Below are 18,226 nucleotides of genomic sequence, written 5' to 3'. Positions count from 1 at the left end.
CCAAATCAGCCCAAAATTTTTTAAGATAATTATTAAGCAATATTACAAACATTCCACCGTGACCCAACTTGCCCCGAAACCTGATCCGACTGATAATCCAGCGATCGCCCGTCAACCGAAGCGGCTACCCTGGCTTGGTTTAGTGGTCGGGATCTTGATCGGGGCGATCGCCACCTATGTGGGGGGCCAATTTTCTACTCCCCAGGCCGAAGAAACGTCATCCGCCCCAACGACGAATCCCAATCAAGCCCCTGGGCGAGCTGTCACGACCTTGACCCTCGAACCCCAGGCGATCGCCAAAACCATGGCCATTGTGGGCACCGTTACCCCCGCCGAGATTGTGGCGATTACGGCAGCCCGTTCGGGTCTCCAGATCACCAACCTCCTGGTGGACGAAGGGGACAATGTCCAAGCCGGTCAACTCCTCGCCCAACTGGACAACGCCACCCTCCAGGCAGAACTGCGCCAGGCCCAAGCCCAGGTGGCCCAAGCCCAGGCCCGCCTCGCTGAACTCAGAGCCGGAGCCCGCTCCGAAGAAATTGCCCGCGCCCAGGAGCAGGTGAACCAAGCCAGGGCCGCCCTCGGTCGAAGCCAAGCGGATCTCAAACTAAGCGAACAACGCCTAAAACGGAACCAAGAATTATTTGAAGCCGGGGCGATCGCCGCCGATACCCTCGATGAAACCCGCACCCGTCGTGATGGCGCGGCTGCCAGCGTCAGTCAAAGTCAAGCCACATTACGGGAAGCCGAACAACGCCTCCAGGAATTGCGCCGTGGCCCCCGCCTCGAAACCCTGGCCCAGGCCGAAGCCCAACTGCAACAGGCCCAGGCCCAGGTCAGCCTAGTGACCACCCGGTTGCGGGAGACCCAAGTCCGAGCACCGCGCTCCGGTAAAATCCTCGAAAAGTTTGCCCAACTTGGCGATCTCAGTTCTGCCAATGAACCGCTATTCAATCTTTTAGAAGCAGGGCAATTGGAACTCGAAGCAAACATTCCCGAAACCCAGCTTAGTCAGGTTGAAATCGGTCAAACCGTCGCAATTACCAGCGATCGCGATCCCAACCTTCAACTCACAGGACAGATCCAAGAGATTGTCCCCACCGTTGACCGACAATCCCGCCAGGCGACCTTGAAAATTAGTTTGCCCCCAGGGACAGCTCTCAAGCCGGGGATGTTTTTGCGGGGCAATATTATTCTGGCTCAGGCCCAGGGGATCGGTGTACCGACAGAAGCCGTAGTTCCCCAGGATGGCGAGCAGGCAACGGTTTTCCGGGTGAATGATGACAACACTGTCACCGCCGTCACCGTCGAGCTTGGGGAGCTTTTAGACAATGATCAGATTGAAGTTTTAGGGGGGTTGCAACCGGGCGATCGCCTGGTGGTCAAGGGCGCACCTTATCTTAAAGATGGAGACGCCATCGAAATTCAACCCTTTCAGTAGACCTTTTTTAGCTAGCGAAAATCAAGGCGGTGAAATCTTAAGTTTTAATGCTTTTTCCTAAAGAAAAATTTTCACTTAAGACGTAATTTTATGTTTGTTTAATAAATGCCAAGGGTTAGGGGAGATCGTCACCCCAAAAACGCTTTTCTGTTGTCACAACCCCAAGCGAAGCAACGCTTTAGGGAGAAGTTAACCTGTTTAAAAACAGCCTTTAAAATAATTCTTTCGTCCCAGCAATCCAGACCCTGGCCCTTGAGGTGAGGTAATCCTCACAAATCAGGTCAAGATTTTTTCAAAAAGTGAAAACTTCCTCAACAATCCCCGGCCACTTTTAAAAAGATCTTGTAAGTTGAGAGTAGTGCCCCCATTCACTGTATCGAAACATTAATACCCACAGCCTGGGGGCGATCGCCGCACACAAAAGGAGTAATGACCTATGGCTACCGCAAACCCGATTATTGAGATTGAAGACTATGGTCAAAGTATCTGGATGGATAACCTCAGTCGGGATTTAATCACCTCTGGGGAATTGACACAATTGATCGACAGTCGGGGGATCCATGGGATTACCTCTAACCCAGCGATTTTTGAAAAGGCGATCGCCGGCAACGAAATTTACGACGAAGCGATCAAACAGGGCATTGCGGCCGGAAAATCCACCCTCGAAATCTACGAATCCATCGTGTTTGAGGATATCGGCAACGCCTGCGATATTTTTGCTGGGGTCTACGAAAAGACCGATGCCCTCGATGGCTACGTGAGCATCGAAGTCCCCCCCAACATCGCCAAAGATACCGAAAGCACGATCAAAGAAGCCCGGCGCTATTTCAAGGAAATTGGTCGCCCCAACGTGATGATCAAAATTCCCGGTACCCCTGAAGGGTTGCCCGCCGTCACCCAGGCGATCACCGAGGGCATTAACGTAAACGTCACCCTACTCTTCTCCGTACAGGCCTATATCGACACCGCTTGGGCCTACATCGAAGGATTAGAAAAACGCGCCGCCGCCGGGGAAGATATCAGCAACATTGCCTCCGTTGCCAGCTTTTTCCTCAGCCGCATTGACGTCAACATCGACAATCAACTCGATGCCAAAATCAAATCCGGAGTCAGTGAAGATGTGGCCAGTAAGCTGATCGGCCTCAAAGGAAAAGTGGCGATCGCCAACGCGAAAATTGCCTATCAACATTACCTCGAAATCTTTAGCAGCGACCGTTGGCAAGCCCTCGCCGCCAAAGGCGCTAAACCCCAACGGCTCCTCTGGGCCAGCACTGGTACAAAAAATCCCGACTATAGCGATGTGATGTATGTCGATGAACTCGTCGGAGCCGATACTGTCAACACCCTGCCTCCCGATACCATCGAAGCCTGTGCCGACCATTGCGATCCTGCCAACCGCATCACCGCCAATGTCGCCCAAGCCAAACAAATCATTGCCGCCCTTGGTGACGAAGACGTGGCGATCGATCTTGACGCTGTCATGGCCGAACTCCTCGAAGAAGGGATCGAAAAATTCATCAAACCCTTTGAATCCCTCATGGACTCCCTCGAAACCAAAGTTAAACAACTGGCCACTGTCTAGCCCCTGTTGCCGAAACCTGTCCCCCTGCGAAAGGGGATTTTAGGGGGATGTCAAAATCCCCTTCTGATTACTCTATTTCTCTACCCATTGCTCCTTCAAACCCAGCCCTATGGTTGCCTTACAAGAAAATCCCCTCAGAGCCGGACTCCGCCAAGAACGCACCCCAGACCCCCTGATCATTGTCATTTTTGGCGCATCCGGCGATCTCACCCAGCGTAAACTCGTTCCTTCCCTCTACGCCCTCAAAAAAGACAATTTATTACCGCCAGAAATTACCATCGTCGGTGTCGCCCGGCGGGACTGGAGCCACGACTACTTCCGCGAACAAATGCGCCAGGGCATTGAGGAATTTTCTGACGGCATTGGTAGCGAAGACCTCTGGAACAACTTTGCCGAAGGGCTCTATTACTGTTCCGGCAATATGGACGACCCCGACAGTTACCAAAAACTTAAAACCCTCTTAGACGAACTCGATCAAAAACGAGGTACTAGGGGCAATCGTGTCTTTTACCTCGCCGTCTCCCCGAAATTTTTCCCCCCCGGCATTAAAAACCTTGGCGCCGCTGGGATGCTCAACGATCCCCTCAAGCATCGCCTCGTGATCGAAAAACCCTTCGGCAAAGATCTCAGTTCTGCCCAAGTTTTAAATAACGTCGTCAAAAATGTCTGTCGTGAAGAACAGGTTTACCGCATCGACCACTACCTCGGCAAAGAAACCGTCCAAAACCTATTAGTGTTCCGCTTTGCGAACGCCATCTTTGAACCCCTCTGGAATCGCCATTACGTTGACCACGTGCAAATTACCGTCGCCGAAACGGTAGGCGTAGAAGACCGCGCTGGCTATTATGAAACTTCTGGTGCCCTGCGGGATATGTTGCAAAATCACCTGATGCAACTGTTCTGTTTAACCGCCATGGAAGCCCCCAATGCCCTGAATGCCGACAGTATTCGCAGCGAAAAAACCAAAGTATTACAGGCCACCCACCTCGCCGATATCCATAACCTCGACAAATCCGCCATCCGGGGTCAGTACAAAGCAGGCTGGATGAAGGGGAAACCTGTACCGGGCTACCGGGAAGAACCCGGCGTCAACCCCGAATCAACGACTCCCACCTACGTCGCGATGAAATTTATGGTGGATAACTGGCGTTGGCAGGGTGTGCCTTTCTATCTGCGCACCGGGAAACGTTTGCCCAAGAAAGTTTCAGAAATTGCGATTCAATTTAAGCAGGTGCCCCTGGCGATCTTCCCATCAGCGGCAAAACAGGCGAACCCCAATACCCTTGCCCTGCGGATTCAACCGAATGAAGGGATCTCCCTACGCTTTGAGGCCAAGATGCCCGGTGCAGATATTAGAACCCGCAGCGTAGATATGGATTTTAGCTATGGAACATCCTTTGCCATGGCCACCCAGGATGCTTACACCCGACTGCTTTTAGATTGTATGGTCGGCGACCAAACCCTCTTTACCCGGGCCGATGAAGTGGAAGAGGCTTGGCGCGTGGTTACACCAGCTTTAGCCGCGTGGGATGGGCCAGCGGATCCCAGCAATGTGCCCCAGTATGAGGCCGGCACTTGGGAACCGACGGAAGCGGAATTTTTGATTAATCGGGATGGTCGCCGTTGGCGCAGGCTGTAGAGGCAAATTTCCAATTTTAGGAAACAGATATCAGGTCTCAGTGTTTGTTTATTTTTGATTGCTTAACTCTTTTCGCAAAAAACTCTCTAAATCAATCTCTGGAAAAATTATGACTATTTCAGCACCCCTTGTTTCTTTGCAAGCTCCGAAGGATGTCTCGATTGAGGAGATTGAAGCGGAACTGTCGCAACTCTGGCAAAATTACCGCTCCGATGAGGGCATGAGTGCCACCCGGGCTACAACCTTTAGTTTTTTAGTCTATGAGCCGGACGATTCCCAGGCATTGTTAGCGAGTTTGGGATTTTATTCGGGGCCCATCGATGGAATTGCCGGTTCGCGGACGGTGGCAGCGATTCGTGCCGCCCAAAAGGCCTATGGTTTTGAGGAAACAGGCAAGATTTCACCGGAATTACTCACAAAGCTCCGGGAGACCTGGGAATGTCAAAGACAGGATCAAGGCTGTCAACCATTGACCTATTCGGCCGATCTGAGTAGTTCTGGGGTGGCCGATGCGATCGCCGCCGCTAATCCCTGTCGAATTATCACCCTCTGTCCCACCACCGGCGAAGATGAAGGGGTTTCGGCCCAGGTTTCCGCCTATTGTCCGATTAATAAGCGAGGCGGCAGTACCCTCGTTTGTTGCGAGTACATTACCTTAAGTGGCACAGCAGCGGCCCTAGAGCGCATTGGGGGCTTAATTACGGCTTTAATGGTACGGGATTTACCAAAATTCATCTGGTGGAAAGCAGTACCAGACAGCAACTATGGCCTCTTTCAGCGGTTGATGGCAGAAGCGGATACCCTCATCCTCGACTCTAGCGGCTTCCGGGATTCTGAAGCGGATCTCAAGGTTGTGTGCGAACTGTTGCAGCAGGGAATCAATACTGCTGATCTCAATTGGAGTCGTCTGGCGGCCTGGCAAGAGTTAACCGCCGCTGCCTTTGACCCCCCAGAACGACGGGCCGCCATCTGGGATATAGACCATGTGAATCTTAACTACGAAAAGGGTAACGCCACCCAAGCGATTTTGTTTTTGGGCTGGCTCGCTAGTCGCCTCGGCTGGGATCCGACGGACATCGAACGGGAATCAGGGGATTATGAAATTCACCGCATTCGCTTTGGCGATCGCCAAAATAAAACAATCACAGCGGAAGTTGTTGGATTGCCCATGGCCGATGTGGGAGATATAGTCGGCGATCTCGTGAGCCTCAAACTCACTTCCAGCAACCTCGATGCCGATTGTTGTACCGTAATTTGCTCAGAAACCTCTGGCTGTATGCACATGGAATCGGGGGGGGGTGCCCAAGCCTGCCGCATTGAACAGGTCACTCCCTTGGCCGATCAAGCAACAGAGCATCTCCTAGGGCAACAGCTCCAGCGCTGGGGCAAAGATGTACTCTACAACGAAACCATGGAACAGGTGCGTAAAATCCTCGCCCTTTAACCTTTAATCTTGCAATTTTTGTCTTCAGTGGCCAAGGCGAACCTGAAATCGATCCGCCTGGGTGAGTTGAATTTTGTCTGCTTGCATGAGTTGTTTGAGGAGCCGATTGACCGTCACCTGGGTCGCCCCCAGCACCTCAGATAAGTGCTTGCTGGTGAGGGGAAACGGAATCATTACTCCCTCAGGGGAAGGTTTGCCATAGGTGCGCCCCAACATTTCCAGGTACAGCCACAGTCGATCAATGGTTTTGCCTTGGCACAGCAGGGTTTGTTCTAGGCGTTGGTTTTGCTGTTGGTGCCGGAGCGCTTGTAAGACGTTGTTTTTTAGGGTGGGCCACTGATCGAGATCTTCCCAGTAGAGCCAAAAGACTTCTGTTTGATCCACTTGGGCGATCGCCTGGAGCGAGATCATTGGACTGCGGTAGATATCAATGGGTTGATCGGCTCCAATAAACGCCAAAATCACCGGCTGTCCATCGAGGGAAAGGGACGGCTGAAAATGCCGCAGACGACTTTCAAGGCGCACAAACCCTTTCGTCACAAAGTAAAGTAAACCGGGCCGGGTGGGGATGGTCTCTTCTTGGAAAAAAGTTCGACTCCGACAGTGGGCGATCGCCCATTCTTGCAAAAACTCTGTGATTAAAGGCGATTGGGGCTTAATTTCATCAACGGCAAAGAACTGAGACATTACTTCTTTATAGAGACACAAAAATACACAAAAATAGTGAATATGCGCGAGCTAATCTCGGATTGGTTTTCGGGGTAATCAAGACCAACAAAAGCTGCGGAAAGCTTTATTATCCTAGAAGATCCCCCTAACCCAGGCAAGTTGCGATGTTGTCCATTCCAGTCATAACCCAGGCTGGCAATTTAACCAACGATCTTCGGGCACACCTCGCCCAGGCGGGAGATTTTCCCAAGGCCAGTGAAATTCCGCTCCAGCTTTGTTTTCAACGGCAAGGCATCGGCTTTCGTTCGGCGATCGCCTTAAAATTAGCGGCCCACACCCACCAGTCTCCCCAGGCCATTGCCCAGGCCTATCTCACACGGCTCACTGCCCCAACGCCACAACCCGATCCCAAGCACCAGACTGCAACAACAGCATTTACCTATGAGGCGATCGCCACTCCCCAGGGTTGGTTAGAATTTTTCTTGGTGCCAACGGAGATTGGCCGCTGGCTAGATCGACTATTGTTACGGCCAGAAAACCTGACTGCTCCAAAGCTGTCCCCAGATCTTTTATTCTCTTGTCATTACCTGCAGCAGCGATTCCAAGACCTCAGCAACCTCGCCGCTGACTACGCCCCTGATACGCTCCAATGGAATTTTGAAAACGCTATTTTACCAACCTGGGAGCAAGCCCTCCTAGAGGCGATCGCCCATTGCGCCTTAGGGAGTTTCGAAAACCGACCGAAACCCCACCTGTTTGCTGTCCTCGAACAAAATCTCTGGGAAGTACAACGCCATTGCCCCCTATTTTATTTTCTCCGTGAAAATCCCACCCAAGGCCGTCATTATTGGCAGTGGTTTACCTATCTCGCTCAATTTTTAGCCTGCTATCTTCCACAATTAGAAAATTAATTGATAAAGCTCAAAGACAGTGAACCAAAAGCTTTCACGCTTTTTTTGATTGTTATATTTGAAATTTTCGACACAAAACTTGAAAAAAACATGGCAGTTTGAGAAAAGATGGTCTAAACTTACAGGTGTGTGAGGAGCGAACCAGAAAGAAGACCGAGACGAAACACGGAAAGTCGCCGGTCTTTTTTCTGTGCCCAACACAAAAAATATCCCAGGGTCATATCTCTACAAACAATCACCCCAGGATTTACAAAAGTCTTTAGTTTTTTTTAATTAATGAACCTTAGCTACTGGTCGCAACAGGATTCAATCTTGGCGGTTCTGAAGGCTCTTCGGATCGAGGGCATCCCGTAGGCCATCACCGAGCAGATTAAAGGAAAGCACCGTAACGATAATCAAAATGGCCGGTGACCAGACAAGCCAGGGTTGCAAGACCAGAATAGAAGCATTGGTACTGAGAGAAAGCAAATTTCCCCAACTGGGGTCGGGCTGTTGAATGCCGAGGCCAATCAAGCTTAATACCGATTCAGCAATGATAAATCCCGGTACAGCCAAGGTCGCGGAGATAATTGCATAGCTCGCCGTCTGGGGCAGGATATGTTTGGTGATGATGTAGAGCGATCGCCCCCCCGTTGCTTGGGCCGCCTGGACAAATTCTTGGTTTTTAATGGAGAGCACTTGACCCCGAATTACCCGGGCGAGGCCAGACCAGCTAATGAAAGAGGTAATCAGCACGATCAAGAGGAATCGTTGGGCACTGGTTAAACTAGCTGGCAAAATCGCCGCCAGGGACACCAGCAGATAAATCCCCGGAATGGTCATCAACACTTCCACAAAGCGCATCAAGACCGCATCAATCCAGCCACCAAAGTAGCCGGAAATACCGCCAATGAGCATCCCCAAGGGAAAGGAAATGACAATCCCCACGAGGCCAATAAACAGGCTAATGCGGCCCCCATGGAGTAAACGGCTAAATTGATCACGCCCCTGTTCGTCGGTGCCAAGAAGATTAAAGCGGGCCTCGCCGACCACCCCAAATAAATGGCGATCGCCCCGGATGCCCGGAAAGACAATTTTTTCCTCGAAGGTCGGGGGCAAGGGCAATTTGATCTGGAACAGTTGGTAAGGATCGCCTTTGACAAAGAGGCGCAGCGGTTGGGGGTTATCAGTGTCAACAATCAGTTGGCGATCGCCCGTGTCGAGATCCGTCGGCCCCTGGCTGGTGGGATAAACAGAAGGGAGGCCATTGCGCCAGTGGATCGCGCTTGGCGGCATCAAAGAACCGTCTGCCTGAGACACATAGGGGTCATAGGGGGCAAAAAAATCAGCACCAATGACGAGGACATAAAAGGTGATCAGGATAATCGCGCCCAAACGCGCCAGGGAATTATTTCGAAGTTTGCGCCACCAATCCATAGTTACTGCCAGGGTTGCCAAAAATAATGTGTCCCCTCATTCTAATGCCTGCAGATACTCGATCGCGGCGGCAAGGGGGGAGTCATAGCCCTCGGCAAAGTCCATAAACCAGAGGCCTTCGTTGGAGAGGGGATCCAGTTGCTTAAGCCAAGTTTCAGCTTTGGTGCGCCAATATTTAGCCTCAGCCTGCTTTTGTTTTTCGGCAGCGGCGATCGCCTTGAGGTCTGTCTCCGGGAGGGGCTGCTGGGCTTGCTTTTGCTGCGCGGCGATCAGTCGGTTAATGTCTTGGTACAGGCGGTGATTTTTTTCACAATCTTTGAGTTTATTGGCGGTCGTTTCCTGTTCGAGGGCTTGCAGCATGGACGAGAGGCGATCGCCCTGGGATGGCTTTTCTACGGCAGGCTGCGGGCGAGCTTGGTATTCCTGCTGGAGCGCCGCTAGCGTTTGATCCAGGCCGTTGTCCGGTGGCTGTGGGGTTGCCGAGCGATGTTGATTTTCTAAATCCCGTAGCAGGTCATCAAGGGAAGCCATCGTTCTATTGCCGAAAAAATCTCATCTCAATTATAAAAAAGATATTTCCCTTTCTTTAATCCGGCGCAAACTGACACCGCAAACGCACTGCCTGGGCTAGCAAACGCCGATAATCCTGGTTATCAATGACATAGGAACCAAATCGCTCCAGGTGCGGATTTTGTAGCTGGGCATCGAACAGCAGAAACCCTTGCCGCCGCAGATGTTCGACTAACAGCACCATCGCCACCTTGGAACCATTAGGAATCTGAAAAAACATCGATTCCCCGATAAAAGCCCCACCAATGGCGATGCCTAAAATGCCCCCAGCCAATTGATCTCCCTGCCAGGTTTCAAAACTGTGGGCCCACCCCGCCCGGTGCAACGCTCGATAAACAGCCATCAATTCCGGCGAAATCCAGGTCACGTCACGGTTGGCACAGCCGGCACACACCGCATCAAAGGCCTGGTTAATTTTGGGGGTAAAAATTTGTTGATTGAGCGATCGCCTCAGGGATTTAGGATAACGAAACCGTTCATCGAGGGGAATCAAAGTCCGTTGCCGACTCGAATACCAACCCAAATGCTGTTGCTCATCCGCCATCAAAAAATAGCCCTGGGAATATCCTTCTAAAATTGCTGGCAGATTAAAACGGCTGATCATAAATTGCCCACGACGGAATTTTTTGAATTTTTCAACTGTACCAGGCGATCGCCCTAGTATTTAGGCCCTGAGGCGATAACCAATACCCCGCACCGTCTCGATGAGATCACTCCCCAACTTTTTACGGAGGTAGCCAATGTACACATCGACAATATTCGAGCCTGGATCGTAATCATAGCCCCACACCTGATCTAGGAGCTGCTGACGGCTCAAAACTTGGTTAGGGTGGCGCAGCAACGTTTCTAACAGGATAAATTCACGGGTGGGCAACTCTAGCCAAACATCCCCTTGTCTAACCCGACGCGCCTTGAGATCTAGCTCCAAGGTCTGGGTTTTTAGACACATCGGCTCCGGGGTCGCCATCGGGGTAAAGGTGCGTAACCGCGCTTGGACACGGGCCAGGAGCTCTTTAAAACTAAAAGGTTTACCCAAATAGTCGTCGGCACCCAGATTTAGACCCATCACCTTATCGTCGAGATCATCGCGGGCTGTGAGAATAATAATTGGGGCTGTGACCCCCTGACCCCGCAGATCATGGAGCACTTCGAGGCCATCGGCATCGGGCAACCCCAGATCTAAAATTAAAAGGGCAAAAGGATATTGCAAGGCCCAATCCAACGCTTCTTTGGCGGTGCTGGCGATAGTTACCGTAAAGCCTTCGCTCTTAAACCCCTTTTCGAGGAAGGAAGCGATTCTAGGTTCGTCTTCGATAATCAGAATCTGGGTCATAGGGAATCGTCAGGGTAAATGTACTGCCTTTGTTTAACTCGCTTGTGACGGTAATGCTGCCGCCATGGGCGATCGCCACCTGTTTAACGATTGCTAAACCGAGGCCTGAGCCTTCTGTGCCCCGTACTTGGCGGCCCCGGGCAAACCGTTCAAAAATCCGTGTTTGGTCAGCGGCGGCAATTCCCCGCCCACTATCCTGTAACCAAAATTGTAAATTTTTACCGGTGCGAGTGACCCCCAAACAGATTTGGTCATCGGGTTCGGTGTGTTGAACAGCATTTTGGGCCAGGTTAATCAGCGCTTGGGTCAGGCGTTGGCGATCGCCCCAGAGAATCCCAGTCACCATCCCCTGGCGTTGCCATTGGCGAGGACTAGACGTTAAAGCCGTAATTTTCGTGTAAAGCTCTTCTAAAAACGACTCTAAATCAATCGGTTCGTAGTGCAAAAAATTGGGTCGCTCCAACTTCGCCAACAGGATCAACTCCTGCACCAGTCGGCCCATGCGATCCAGTTCATCTAAAACCAATTCCACCGTTTTTTGTTCTTCGAGGGGAAGCTGGGCGATCGCCATCAATTCCAAATGACCCCGAATAATCGTGATCGGCGTGCGCAGTTCGTGGCCCACATCATTAAGAAACTGCCGCTGATTTTCAAAGGCCGTTTCCAGACGATCCAACATCGAGTTAAAGGCCTGGGCTAAATTCGCCAATTCCCCCTGGGTGGTGATCGGAATTCGTCGCGTCAGGTTGGATTCATTAATGCTGGTCGCCGTCTTTAAAATCAACGTTAAGGGAGCCAAAACGCGCCCCGCAATCACCGCACTCACCGCGATGGACAGACAAAAAACCCCGGTCAACGTCGCGAACACAATTTTTAGAGAAGCCAAGGTTTCGTTATGTTCCCCCGCCACCGCATGCACCGCAATAAAACGGCCAATAATTTCTCCCGCTGCATTTTCAATCGGCAGCGCTACATACAGAATATCCCCCGTTTCCGAATTGGGACGCGGATCAACCCCCTCTTGCCAGCGGTTCACCTGAGCCAAACGTTGGAGCAGAGCAGAATCTGCCTGGAGGGTCGGCGGCAGAGCTTCGGGACTGGAGCGATAGAATTCCTCGGCAATGACCCCAATAATAAAAGTGTCATCCTCTGGTACCCGACGGGCGAGGTACAGATTAAACAAAGAAACCAAATCCGCCGGGGTCGAAAGAGGCAAAATTTCAGTTTCCCGGAGGGCAAACCGTTGTTTCACTTGGGGGTCATTATTAAGTAACCCTTCAAACAAATACACATCTTCCTTAAGGTCATTTCTCACCCGCTGGTTAATGTTGCTGAATACCAAATGCAACATCAGGGGAAAGGAAATGGCGAGGAACCCCGACAGCAACAGTAAATACCAGAAGAAAACCCGACCACGCACCGAGAGAAAATGGATTCGCAGCAGTTTGAACCATTGTTTAGGGGAAAAGACGACCATTAACGCTGTAGTAGGGAGCGTTGGGGCAAGGGGCGTTCAATAATACCGGCCACTTGGGTGGCGGCATTGAGATTGAGACTAAGGGCTTGTTTCGCCCAAATATTACCTTGAATTACCGCACCATTAGCAATGAGAGTACCTCTGGGTTGGACGATGATATCACCCCGCACGGTGGTTTGCCGGAGAATGCAGGTGGCTCCGGAAGGGACTTCGAGATCCCCAATGGCGATCGCCCCTAAACTGCCTTTGCATTGGGTCGCTTGGGCGAGGACGGGACGGAATCCGAAAGCACCAATGAAAAGTGCAAGGCCCAGTCCAAGACGGCAAAACTGAGATTGTAAAGAATGCTGATACTGACCCATGGGAAAATAGCCGATTTTTAAAGGATAGGGATTGTCGGGCGACTCGATCTCACTACTAGGATGACCTGGAGCGATGAAACAACATTGAAAATTCCGTGAGAAGTTTCTCATCTAAACCTGTTGCAGTTGTCGGGCAAGGCGATCGCCACAGAGTTCGATTAAGGCCGGGATATTAGAACGACGTTCTGGAATACGCCAACTAATGGCAATATGCCGCAGTAGAGTGAGACTGGTGTAGATATCGATGGCTTTGCTGAGTTCAAAGTTAATTTGGGTCTGTTTTGCTAAAAAAGCCGCTTTTAAAGTCTGTTCCTGGCTAGCCATCCCATCAGGATCACCCCAGGTGCGGAGGCTCTGCTCGGTCATGTGGGCGATAAAGTTCCCCAGGTCAACGGCGGGATCTCCCTGGCAATAAAGATCGAGATCCACCAACCAAAGGCGATCGCCTTCCACCAAAATCTGATCGGGGTAAAAATCCCGGTGAATCGTTGTGGAGGGACGGGAATACTGATCTAAAGCCTGGCCGAGGCGTGCACTCTGGGCGATAAAGTGCTGCATTTTTCCCTGCCATTGGGGTTGCTGCTGGGCAAGATCCCAGAGGCGATTGCCTAGGATCTGTAATTCGTCAGCGATAGTGTGGGTTTTGTTGGTCGCTACGGAATGGGTGTGAATTTTGTGGGCGAGGGCGGCAATTTTTTCCGGTAAACCTGGCTGGATCGGCAATAACTTTGTTGTGGGTTGACCGGGCACCCAACTTTGCAGCCACATCCTCCAGGGTTCAATAAAACCAAGGGGTTCCGGCACGGATAAGCCATCTTCACTATCCCCATGGAAGCCGTTCTCCCATAACGCTCGTTGGTAGCCGTAACTTTGATGATCTGTGCCCTTGGCGCGAATTTTACCGAGAATAATCTGTGTCCCCGCGTCGGTGTCTAAGTGATAGGCAATTAACGCTCTTCGTCCGATTTTGTGGCGCAGAAGTTTAGCCGTTGTCACCCTTTGTAAGGTAGGAAAAATGGTGGCGAGGTGGGGCTGGGCTAACTGGGGATCGAGGGCAAACGGTAGCCAGGGTATTTTGGGATCCGGGGAAATTTCTGCCATAGTTAACGCCCAAGAGATTCGGTGATGCTTGTCAGGATTTGCCGTTGGAAGAGGTCGGCATAGGCTCCCTGGCGGGCGAGGAGTTCGTGATGGGTGCCCTGTTCCCGGATTTGCCCCTGGTCGAGATAAAGGATTTGGTCGGCGGCGATCGCCAACTGGAGATTATGGGTGACGAGAAAGGTGGTGCGATTTTCCGCTAACCGTTCCAGGGCGTCAAAAACTAACTGTTCATTGACGTTATCCAAGCCGCTGGTGGGTTCATCCAGGATCAGAATGGGGGTTTGTCGCATGGCCGCCCTGGCGATCGCCAACCGTTGCCGTTGCCCACCGGAGAGGGTTGTACCCCGTTCTCCCACCACCGTGTCGTAGCCTTGGGGCAGTTGCAAGATAAAGTCATGGGCATTGGCTAAACGGGCCGCCGCTTCGATCTTGGCCATGGTTGCGTCCTCGATGCCATAGGCGATATTTTCCCGGATTGTCGCCGCAAACAATAAGCTCTCCTGCAACACCACCGCCATTTGGGCGCGTAGGCTCGTCAGTTGATAATCCCGTAGATCCTGACCATCGATAAGAATGTTTCCCGCCGTCGGGTCATAGAGCCGCAATAGCAAGCTGAGAAGCGTCGATTTTCCACTGCCGGAGGCACCAACGAGGGCAATTTTTTCCCCGGGTTGCACCGTTAAATTTAGCCCCTTGAGAATTTTTTGGTCGGGGTGATAGGCAAAGGAAACATCTTTAAATTGAATCAATCCCTGAAGAGGCGGCGTGGCGATCGCCCCTGGTTTGTCCTGGATATCGGGGGTTTCCGCCAAAATGCTTAAAATCCGTTCCCCTGAAGCCGCCGCCTTCGCCAGACGCCCGGTATATTTCGCAAAATTCTGCACGGGTTTGTAGGCATTGCGCAGATAGGTTAAAAACACCAAGACTGTTCCTGGCGTGAGGGCATCTTCAATCACCAGATGGGCCCCATAGCCCATCACCAAAGCTGTCCCTAGGGCAATTAATACATCCACCACCCGTTCTAAGTTTGCCGCTAATCGTTTGGTTTCAATGCTCTCCTGGAGGCTTTGCTGGTTTTGGCGACTAAAGAGATCCGCAAAGGCCTGCTCTAGGGAAAGGGCCTGCACCAGTTTAATGGCAGCGAGGGATTCGGCGGCGGTGGCGGCGACGGCTCCTTCCCGGTGGCGTTGGGTGAGGGAAGCACGGCGAATTTTGGCACTTAAACGACTGGCAGCAAACCAAAATAGAGGGAAAGTCACGAGGGACAAGAGGGTGAGTTTCAGGTCAAGCCAGGCCATCACCCCAAGCATTCCCCCCAGGGTTAACAGGCTAACTACCAGGGGTAACGCTGCCGTGAGTAAAATTTCCTGGAGACGGTTTGCATCGCTACTCACCCGGATAATCAGGTCACCACTGCGGGCTTGGTAGTGGTAACGCAGGGAAAGCCGTTGCAGATGGCCATAGAGTTGATCCCGCACCTGGGCCATGACGCGACTACCCACAATCGCCAAACTGACGGTATTCCAATAGGTGGCGATCGCCCGACCGACGGCAATGACGATCACCCCAGCGGCAATTAAAACTAACAACCAGGCGGGATCGAGGTTCCTAAAGCCGAGAAAAGCGAGAGTCGGTTGAGTTTGAGCAGGAATTAGCACCCCATCAATAAGCAGCTTGAGGGGCCAAGGTTCCAACAGCCGCAACCCCACATCCACCAACAAAGTGACCATCGCCACCAGCAAGAGTCGCCACTGGGCACGGATTTGGGGCCAAAAGGTGGTGATCACAGCCCAGAGGCTAGGGACAGCTTGGGTCATGGGGGAGGCACGGTGCATATTTTTCTAACTTTTAACCTCAACGTTGAAAAACGAGGCTTGGGCGATCGCCAAAATTTGGGCGGCAATGTGATCCCAAGTGTGGCGTGCAAAAACGGCGGTGCGGGCGGCGGTGCCTAACTGGTGCCGTTGCTGGGGCGATCGCCAGAGATGTTCCAGGGCCTGGGCAAAGGCGGTTGGCTCTCCCGGTGGACACAAAATCCCCGTCACCCCATCGTCAATTATCTCCGGCAGTTGACCGATGCGACTCGCCACCACGGGTAATCCCGCTGCCATGTATTCGACCACCTTAAGGGGCGAAAAATAGAAATCCTCACTGGCGGGATAGGGGGCCACGGCCACGCTCATTTGCTCTAACCAATGGGGGACTGCCTCCGGGGGCACTGCGCCCGTCCATTGCACCTGGGCCGTTAAATCATGCTGGGCGATCGCCTGTTCAAGGGCTTGCCGTTGGGGGCCATCACCGACGATCAACAAGCGGGCTTCCGGGACGACTTGGCGTAATTGGGCAAAGGCTTCTATGAGGCAATCTAGGCCATGCCAAGGTTTGAGGGAACCGACAAAACCCACGGTAAACGGCATTGCGGCGGACGGCTGGGAGATTTCTGAAAAACGGTCTGGATTTACCCCATTGGGCACCACAAAAAGGTGATCGCCCGGCACCCATTGTTGCAAATAGGCTTTCACTCCCTCGGAAACTGCGATTAAAGCCGTTGCCCCTCTAAAAACAGTTTCTGCCACCTGCAACGCTAAATCCCGGTTTATTAAACCCCGGTGAGTAGCTTGCTCTTCAATCAGGGGCGCATTCACTTCTAAAATACTGGGAATTTGCCGGTTTCGCGCAAAAGTCATCCCCCCATGGCTCCAGAGGGAATAGCGTTCATAGACGAGATCATAGGGGGCCGCCTGGGTTAATAAATCTTGCAATATCTGGTTTTGTTGAAATAAGCCCTGCTCCCGCATTGCCAAATCACCCTTGGGAACTTTGGGTAAACAATAGACGGGTAAATCGGCTAAATCTGCGGGCGGTTCGCCTCCAAGCCTCGCTGCAAAAAGCGTCACCGTTGCCCCCTGGTTCTGAAAGGCGCGGATCATCTCTTGCACATGGATCGAGGCCCCTTTGCAACCAAAGACCGGAATGCCTGGATCGGCGCAGACATAGGCAATTTTCATTGTGGTGCCCCCCCTGAGTGAAACAGTTGGCGCAGTTGGGCCGCATTGCGCTGGAGGTTGAAGACTTGTTCTAACCGTTGGCGGGCTGCCTGGGCGAAGTGGCTACGTAGTTCTGTCTGGTGCAAAAGGGTCTGGAGGGCTTTGGCGAGTTGTTCTGGATCATTTTGGGCCACTAGCAACCCCGTTTTCTGGTGAACAATAATTTCAGGAATTCCCGTCACATCCGTCCCGACGCAGGGAGTCCCCAAGGCGATCGCCTCTAGTAAGACTGTGGGCAAACCATCCCGATTGCCATCCTTACCGACGACATAGGGGGCCGCAAAAACCGTCGCCTGTTTAAGGAGCTGAAACACTTCCCCCTGGGGTTTGGGGCCAGTAATTTCTACCCAAGGCTCTAGTTGGTGCTGGGCAATTTGCGATCGCAAAGTCGTTTCGAGGGGGCCAGTACCGACGATCTGACAGCGGAACGCACAACCCCAACGGCGCAGCAGATCACAAGCGGCGATTAGGTAGGTTAAGCCTTTCTTTTCCACGAGCCGCGACACCGACACAATTAACGGCGGCTCCGGATTCTCTAAACGAGGTTGGTAGGGAAGTTCCGTTAAATCCATGCCGTTGTAAATGCGTTTTACCTTAGTGGCGACTTCCCCATACTGTTGCTGTAAATAGGCACGGTTATAGTCGCTGACAGTCACAACGGCGGCGGCATCCTGGAGTTTGCGGGCGAAATCGGCTGGGTCAACGCTTTCGTGGAAAATATCCTTGGCATGGGTCGTAAAGCTGTAGGGAATCCCCGCAAAATGGGCCGCTAAACGGGCGACACTGGTGGCGACGCTGGCAAAGTGGGCGTGGAGATGGGTGATCCCCTGGTGACGGACAGCTTGGGCGAGCCAGAGGGCCTGATATAGAACGCTAGAGCGTTCCCCTGTGGCGTAGGCGAGTTTTCCCCAGAGGTCGGGAATCAGGGCGGCAGTGGCTTGAATTTCGGCCCAGAGATAACTGGCGGCGGTGGGATTTTGTCCTAATAAAGTGGGATGCGATCGCCCTTGGCTGGGTTTTTGAATATAGGTGACGGGAGCTTTGACCCGGGCAATTTTATCTTGGAAATGACTATCCACCGGGGGCCGTAGGGCAAAAATTCTGACATCTAAACCTGCTGCTTCATGGGCGAGAATTTCATTAACAATAAAGGTTTCTGAATAGCGGGGATAGCGTTTAACAACATAGGCAATGGCCATGGCACCTTGAAAAATAATGGAAATAAAATGATGGA

16 protein-coding genes are annotated in these 18,226 nt (G+C 52.2%); 5 read left to right on the top strand and 11 right to left on the bottom strand.

The window, feature by feature from the left end; translation table 11 throughout:
• The first annotated feature begins 58 nt into the window (after positions 1 to 58).
• The 4 genes from AWQ21_RS07425 to opcA all read left to right on the top strand — a co-directional run bounded on the left by AWQ21_RS07425 (position 59) and on the right by opcA (position 6,106).
• Positions 59 to 1,441 carry an efflux RND transporter periplasmic adaptor subunit gene (locus AWQ21_RS07425; protein ID WP_065713985.1) on the top strand — a complete coding sequence of 461 codons (1,383 nt, stop codon included), beginning with the start codon at positions 59 to 61 and terminating at the stop codon, positions 1,439 to 1,441.
• Between the two features lie 436 nt (positions 1,442 to 1,877).
• Positions 1,878 to 3,023: a transaldolase gene (tal, locus tag AWQ21_RS07420; RefSeq protein WP_065713984.1), complete on the top strand. Its 1,146-nt coding sequence runs from the start codon at positions 1,878 to 1,880 to the stop codon at positions 3,021 to 3,023.
• A 109-nt stretch (positions 3,024 to 3,132) separates the two neighbouring features.
• Complete coding sequence (gene zwf, locus AWQ21_RS07415; protein WP_065713983.1) at positions 3,133 to 4,662, top strand: glucose-6-phosphate dehydrogenase; 1,530 nt, start codon at positions 3,133 to 3,135, stop codon at positions 4,660 to 4,662.
• Positions 4,663 to 4,771: 109 nt separating this feature from the next.
• Complete coding sequence (gene opcA / locus AWQ21_RS07410) at positions 4,772 to 6,106, top strand: glucose-6-phosphate dehydrogenase assembly protein OpcA (RefSeq protein WP_065713982.1); 1,335 nt, start codon at positions 4,772 to 4,774, stop codon at positions 6,104 to 6,106.
• Positions 6,107 to 6,130: 24 nt separating this feature from the next.
• Here the strand turns inward: opcA and AWQ21_RS07405 are convergent, their stop codons facing one another.
• The gene (locus tag AWQ21_RS07405; protein ID WP_065713981.1) at positions 6,131 to 6,793 is read right to left on the bottom strand and encodes a Crp/Fnr family transcriptional regulator; all 663 of its coding nucleotides are present in this window, start codon (positions 6,791 to 6,793) and stop codon (positions 6,131 to 6,133) included.
• Positions 6,794 to 6,939: 146 nt separating this feature from the next.
• Between AWQ21_RS07405 and AWQ21_RS07400 the strand changes: the two genes are divergently transcribed.
• Positions 6,940 to 7,686 carry a hypothetical protein gene (locus AWQ21_RS07400; RefSeq protein WP_065713980.1) on the top strand — a complete coding sequence of 249 codons (747 nt, stop codon included), beginning with the start codon at positions 6,940 to 6,942 and terminating at the stop codon, positions 7,684 to 7,686.
• Between the two features lie 306 nt (positions 7,687 to 7,992).
• On the opposite strand, the gene AWQ21_RS07395 is transcribed toward AWQ21_RS07400, so the two are convergent.
• The 10 genes from AWQ21_RS07395 to AWQ21_RS07350 all read right to left on the bottom strand — a co-directional run bounded on the left by AWQ21_RS07395 (position 7,993) and on the right by AWQ21_RS07350 (position 18,191).
• Positions 7,993 to 9,102, bottom strand: a complete 1,110-nt coding sequence (locus tag AWQ21_RS07395) for an ABC transporter permease (RefSeq protein ID WP_065713979.1) — start codon at positions 9,100 to 9,102, stop codon at positions 7,993 to 7,995.
• Between the two features lie 36 nt (positions 9,103 to 9,138).
• Entirely contained in the window at positions 9,139 to 9,633 is a 495-nt protein-coding gene (locus tag AWQ21_RS07390; protein WP_065713978.1) for a salt stress protein, Slr1339 family, read from the bottom strand.
• 55 nt (positions 9,634 to 9,688) lie between these two features.
• On the bottom strand, positions 9,689 to 10,276 hold the full coding sequence (gene aat, locus AWQ21_RS07385; protein ID WP_065713977.1) for a leucyl/phenylalanyl-tRNA--protein transferase: 588 nt from the start codon (positions 10,274 to 10,276) through the stop codon (positions 9,689 to 9,691).
• 60 nt (positions 10,277 to 10,336) lie between these two features.
• Positions 10,337 to 11,005 carry a response regulator transcription factor gene (locus AWQ21_RS07380; protein ID WP_065713976.1) on the bottom strand — a complete coding sequence of 223 codons (669 nt, stop codon included), beginning with the start codon at positions 11,003 to 11,005 and terminating at the stop codon, positions 10,337 to 10,339.
• Entirely contained in the window at positions 10,971 to 12,482 is a 1,512-nt protein-coding gene (locus AWQ21_RS07375; protein WP_065713975.1) for a cell wall metabolism sensor histidine kinase WalK, read from the bottom strand. Before AWQ21_RS07375 ends, AWQ21_RS07380 begins: the two co-directional genes overlap by 35 nt.
• Positions 12,482 to 12,844 carry a hypothetical protein gene (locus AWQ21_RS07370; RefSeq protein ID WP_157094714.1) on the bottom strand — a complete coding sequence of 121 codons (363 nt, stop codon included), beginning with the start codon at positions 12,842 to 12,844 and terminating at the stop codon, positions 12,482 to 12,484. The genes AWQ21_RS07375 and AWQ21_RS07370 overlap by 1 nt, the downstream gene beginning before the upstream one ends.
• Positions 12,845 to 12,955: 111 nt before the next feature.
• Positions 12,956 to 13,945, bottom strand: a complete 990-nt coding sequence (locus AWQ21_RS07365) for a phosphotransferase family protein (RefSeq protein ID WP_065713973.1) — start codon at positions 13,943 to 13,945, stop codon at positions 12,956 to 12,958.
• A gap of 2 nt (positions 13,946 to 13,947) precedes the next feature.
• Positions 13,948 to 15,780, bottom strand: coding sequence for an ABC transporter ATP-binding protein (locus AWQ21_RS07360; protein ID WP_065713972.1), 1,833 nt, complete (start codon positions 15,778 to 15,780; stop codon positions 13,948 to 13,950).
• A gap of 6 nt (positions 15,781 to 15,786) precedes the next feature.
• On the bottom strand, positions 15,787 to 16,953 hold the full coding sequence (locus AWQ21_RS07355; protein ID WP_065713971.1) for a glycosyltransferase family 4 protein: 1,167 nt from the start codon (positions 16,951 to 16,953) through the stop codon (positions 15,787 to 15,789).
• Complete coding sequence (locus AWQ21_RS07350) at positions 16,950 to 18,191, bottom strand: glycosyltransferase family 4 protein (protein ID WP_065715260.1); 1,242 nt, start codon at positions 18,189 to 18,191, stop codon at positions 16,950 to 16,952. The genes AWQ21_RS07355 and AWQ21_RS07350 overlap by 4 nt, the downstream gene beginning before the upstream one ends.
• Positions 18,192 to 18,226: the final 35 nt, after the last annotated feature.

Source organism: Picosynechococcus sp. PCC 7003, assembly GCF_001693255.1.
Taxonomy (GTDB): Bacteria; Cyanobacteriota; Cyanobacteriia; order Cyanobacteriales; family MRBY01; genus MRBY01.
Note: the sequence above shows the minus strand (reverse complement) of the source record. Positions and strands in the feature narration are given on the sequence as shown.

Excerpts from the sequence above, each read along its gene's own strand:
- tal (WP_065713984.1), top strand. The coding sequence starts at position 1,878 with ATGGCTACCGCAAACCCGATTATTGAGATTGAAGACTATGGTCAAAGT.
- zwf (WP_065713983.1), top strand. The coding sequence starts at position 3,133 with ATGGTTGCCTTACAAGAAAATCCCCTCAGAGCCGGACTCCGCCAAGAA.
- opcA (WP_065713982.1), top strand. The coding sequence starts at position 4,772 with ATGACTATTTCAGCACCCCTTGTTTCTTTGCAAGCTCCGAAGGATGTC.
- AWQ21_RS07405 (WP_065713981.1), bottom strand. The coding sequence starts at position 6,793 with ATGTCTCAGTTCTTTGCCGTTGATGAAATTAAGCCCCAATCGCCTTTA.
- AWQ21_RS07400 (WP_065713980.1), top strand. The coding sequence starts at position 6,940 with ATGTTGTCCATTCCAGTCATAACCCAGGCTGGCAATTTAACCAACGAT.
- AWQ21_RS07395 (WP_065713979.1), bottom strand. The coding sequence starts at position 9,102 with ATGGATTGGTGGCGCAAACTTCGAAATAATTCCCTGGCGCGTTTGGGC.
- AWQ21_RS07390 (WP_065713978.1), bottom strand. The coding sequence starts at position 9,633 with ATGGCTTCCCTTGATGACCTGCTACGGGATTTAGAAAATCAACATCGC.
- aat (WP_065713977.1), bottom strand. The coding sequence starts at position 10,276 with ATGATCAGCCGTTTTAATCTGCCAGCAATTTTAGAAGGATATTCCCAG.
- AWQ21_RS07380 (WP_065713976.1), bottom strand. The coding sequence starts at position 11,005 with ATGACCCAGATTCTGATTATCGAAGACGAACCTAGAATCGCTTCCTTC.
- AWQ21_RS07375 (WP_065713975.1), bottom strand. The coding sequence starts at position 12,482 with ATGGTCGTCTTTTCCCCTAAACAATGGTTCAAACTGCTGCGAATCCAT.
- AWQ21_RS07370 (WP_157094714.1), bottom strand. The coding sequence starts at position 12,844 with ATGGGTCAGTATCAGCATTCTTTACAATCTCAGTTTTGCCGTCTTGGA.
- AWQ21_RS07365 (WP_065713973.1), bottom strand. The coding sequence starts at position 13,945 with ATGGCAGAAATTTCCCCGGATCCCAAAATACCCTGGCTACCGTTTGCC.
- AWQ21_RS07360 (WP_065713972.1), bottom strand. The coding sequence starts at position 15,780 with ATGCACCGTGCCTCCCCCATGACCCAAGCTGTCCCTAGCCTCTGGGCT.
- AWQ21_RS07355 (WP_065713971.1), bottom strand. The coding sequence starts at position 16,953 with ATGAAAATTGCCTATGTCTGCGCCGATCCAGGCATTCCGGTCTTTGGT.
- AWQ21_RS07350 (WP_065715260.1), bottom strand. The coding sequence starts at position 18,191 with ATGGCCATTGCCTATGTTGTTAAACGCTATCCCCGCTATTCAGAAACC.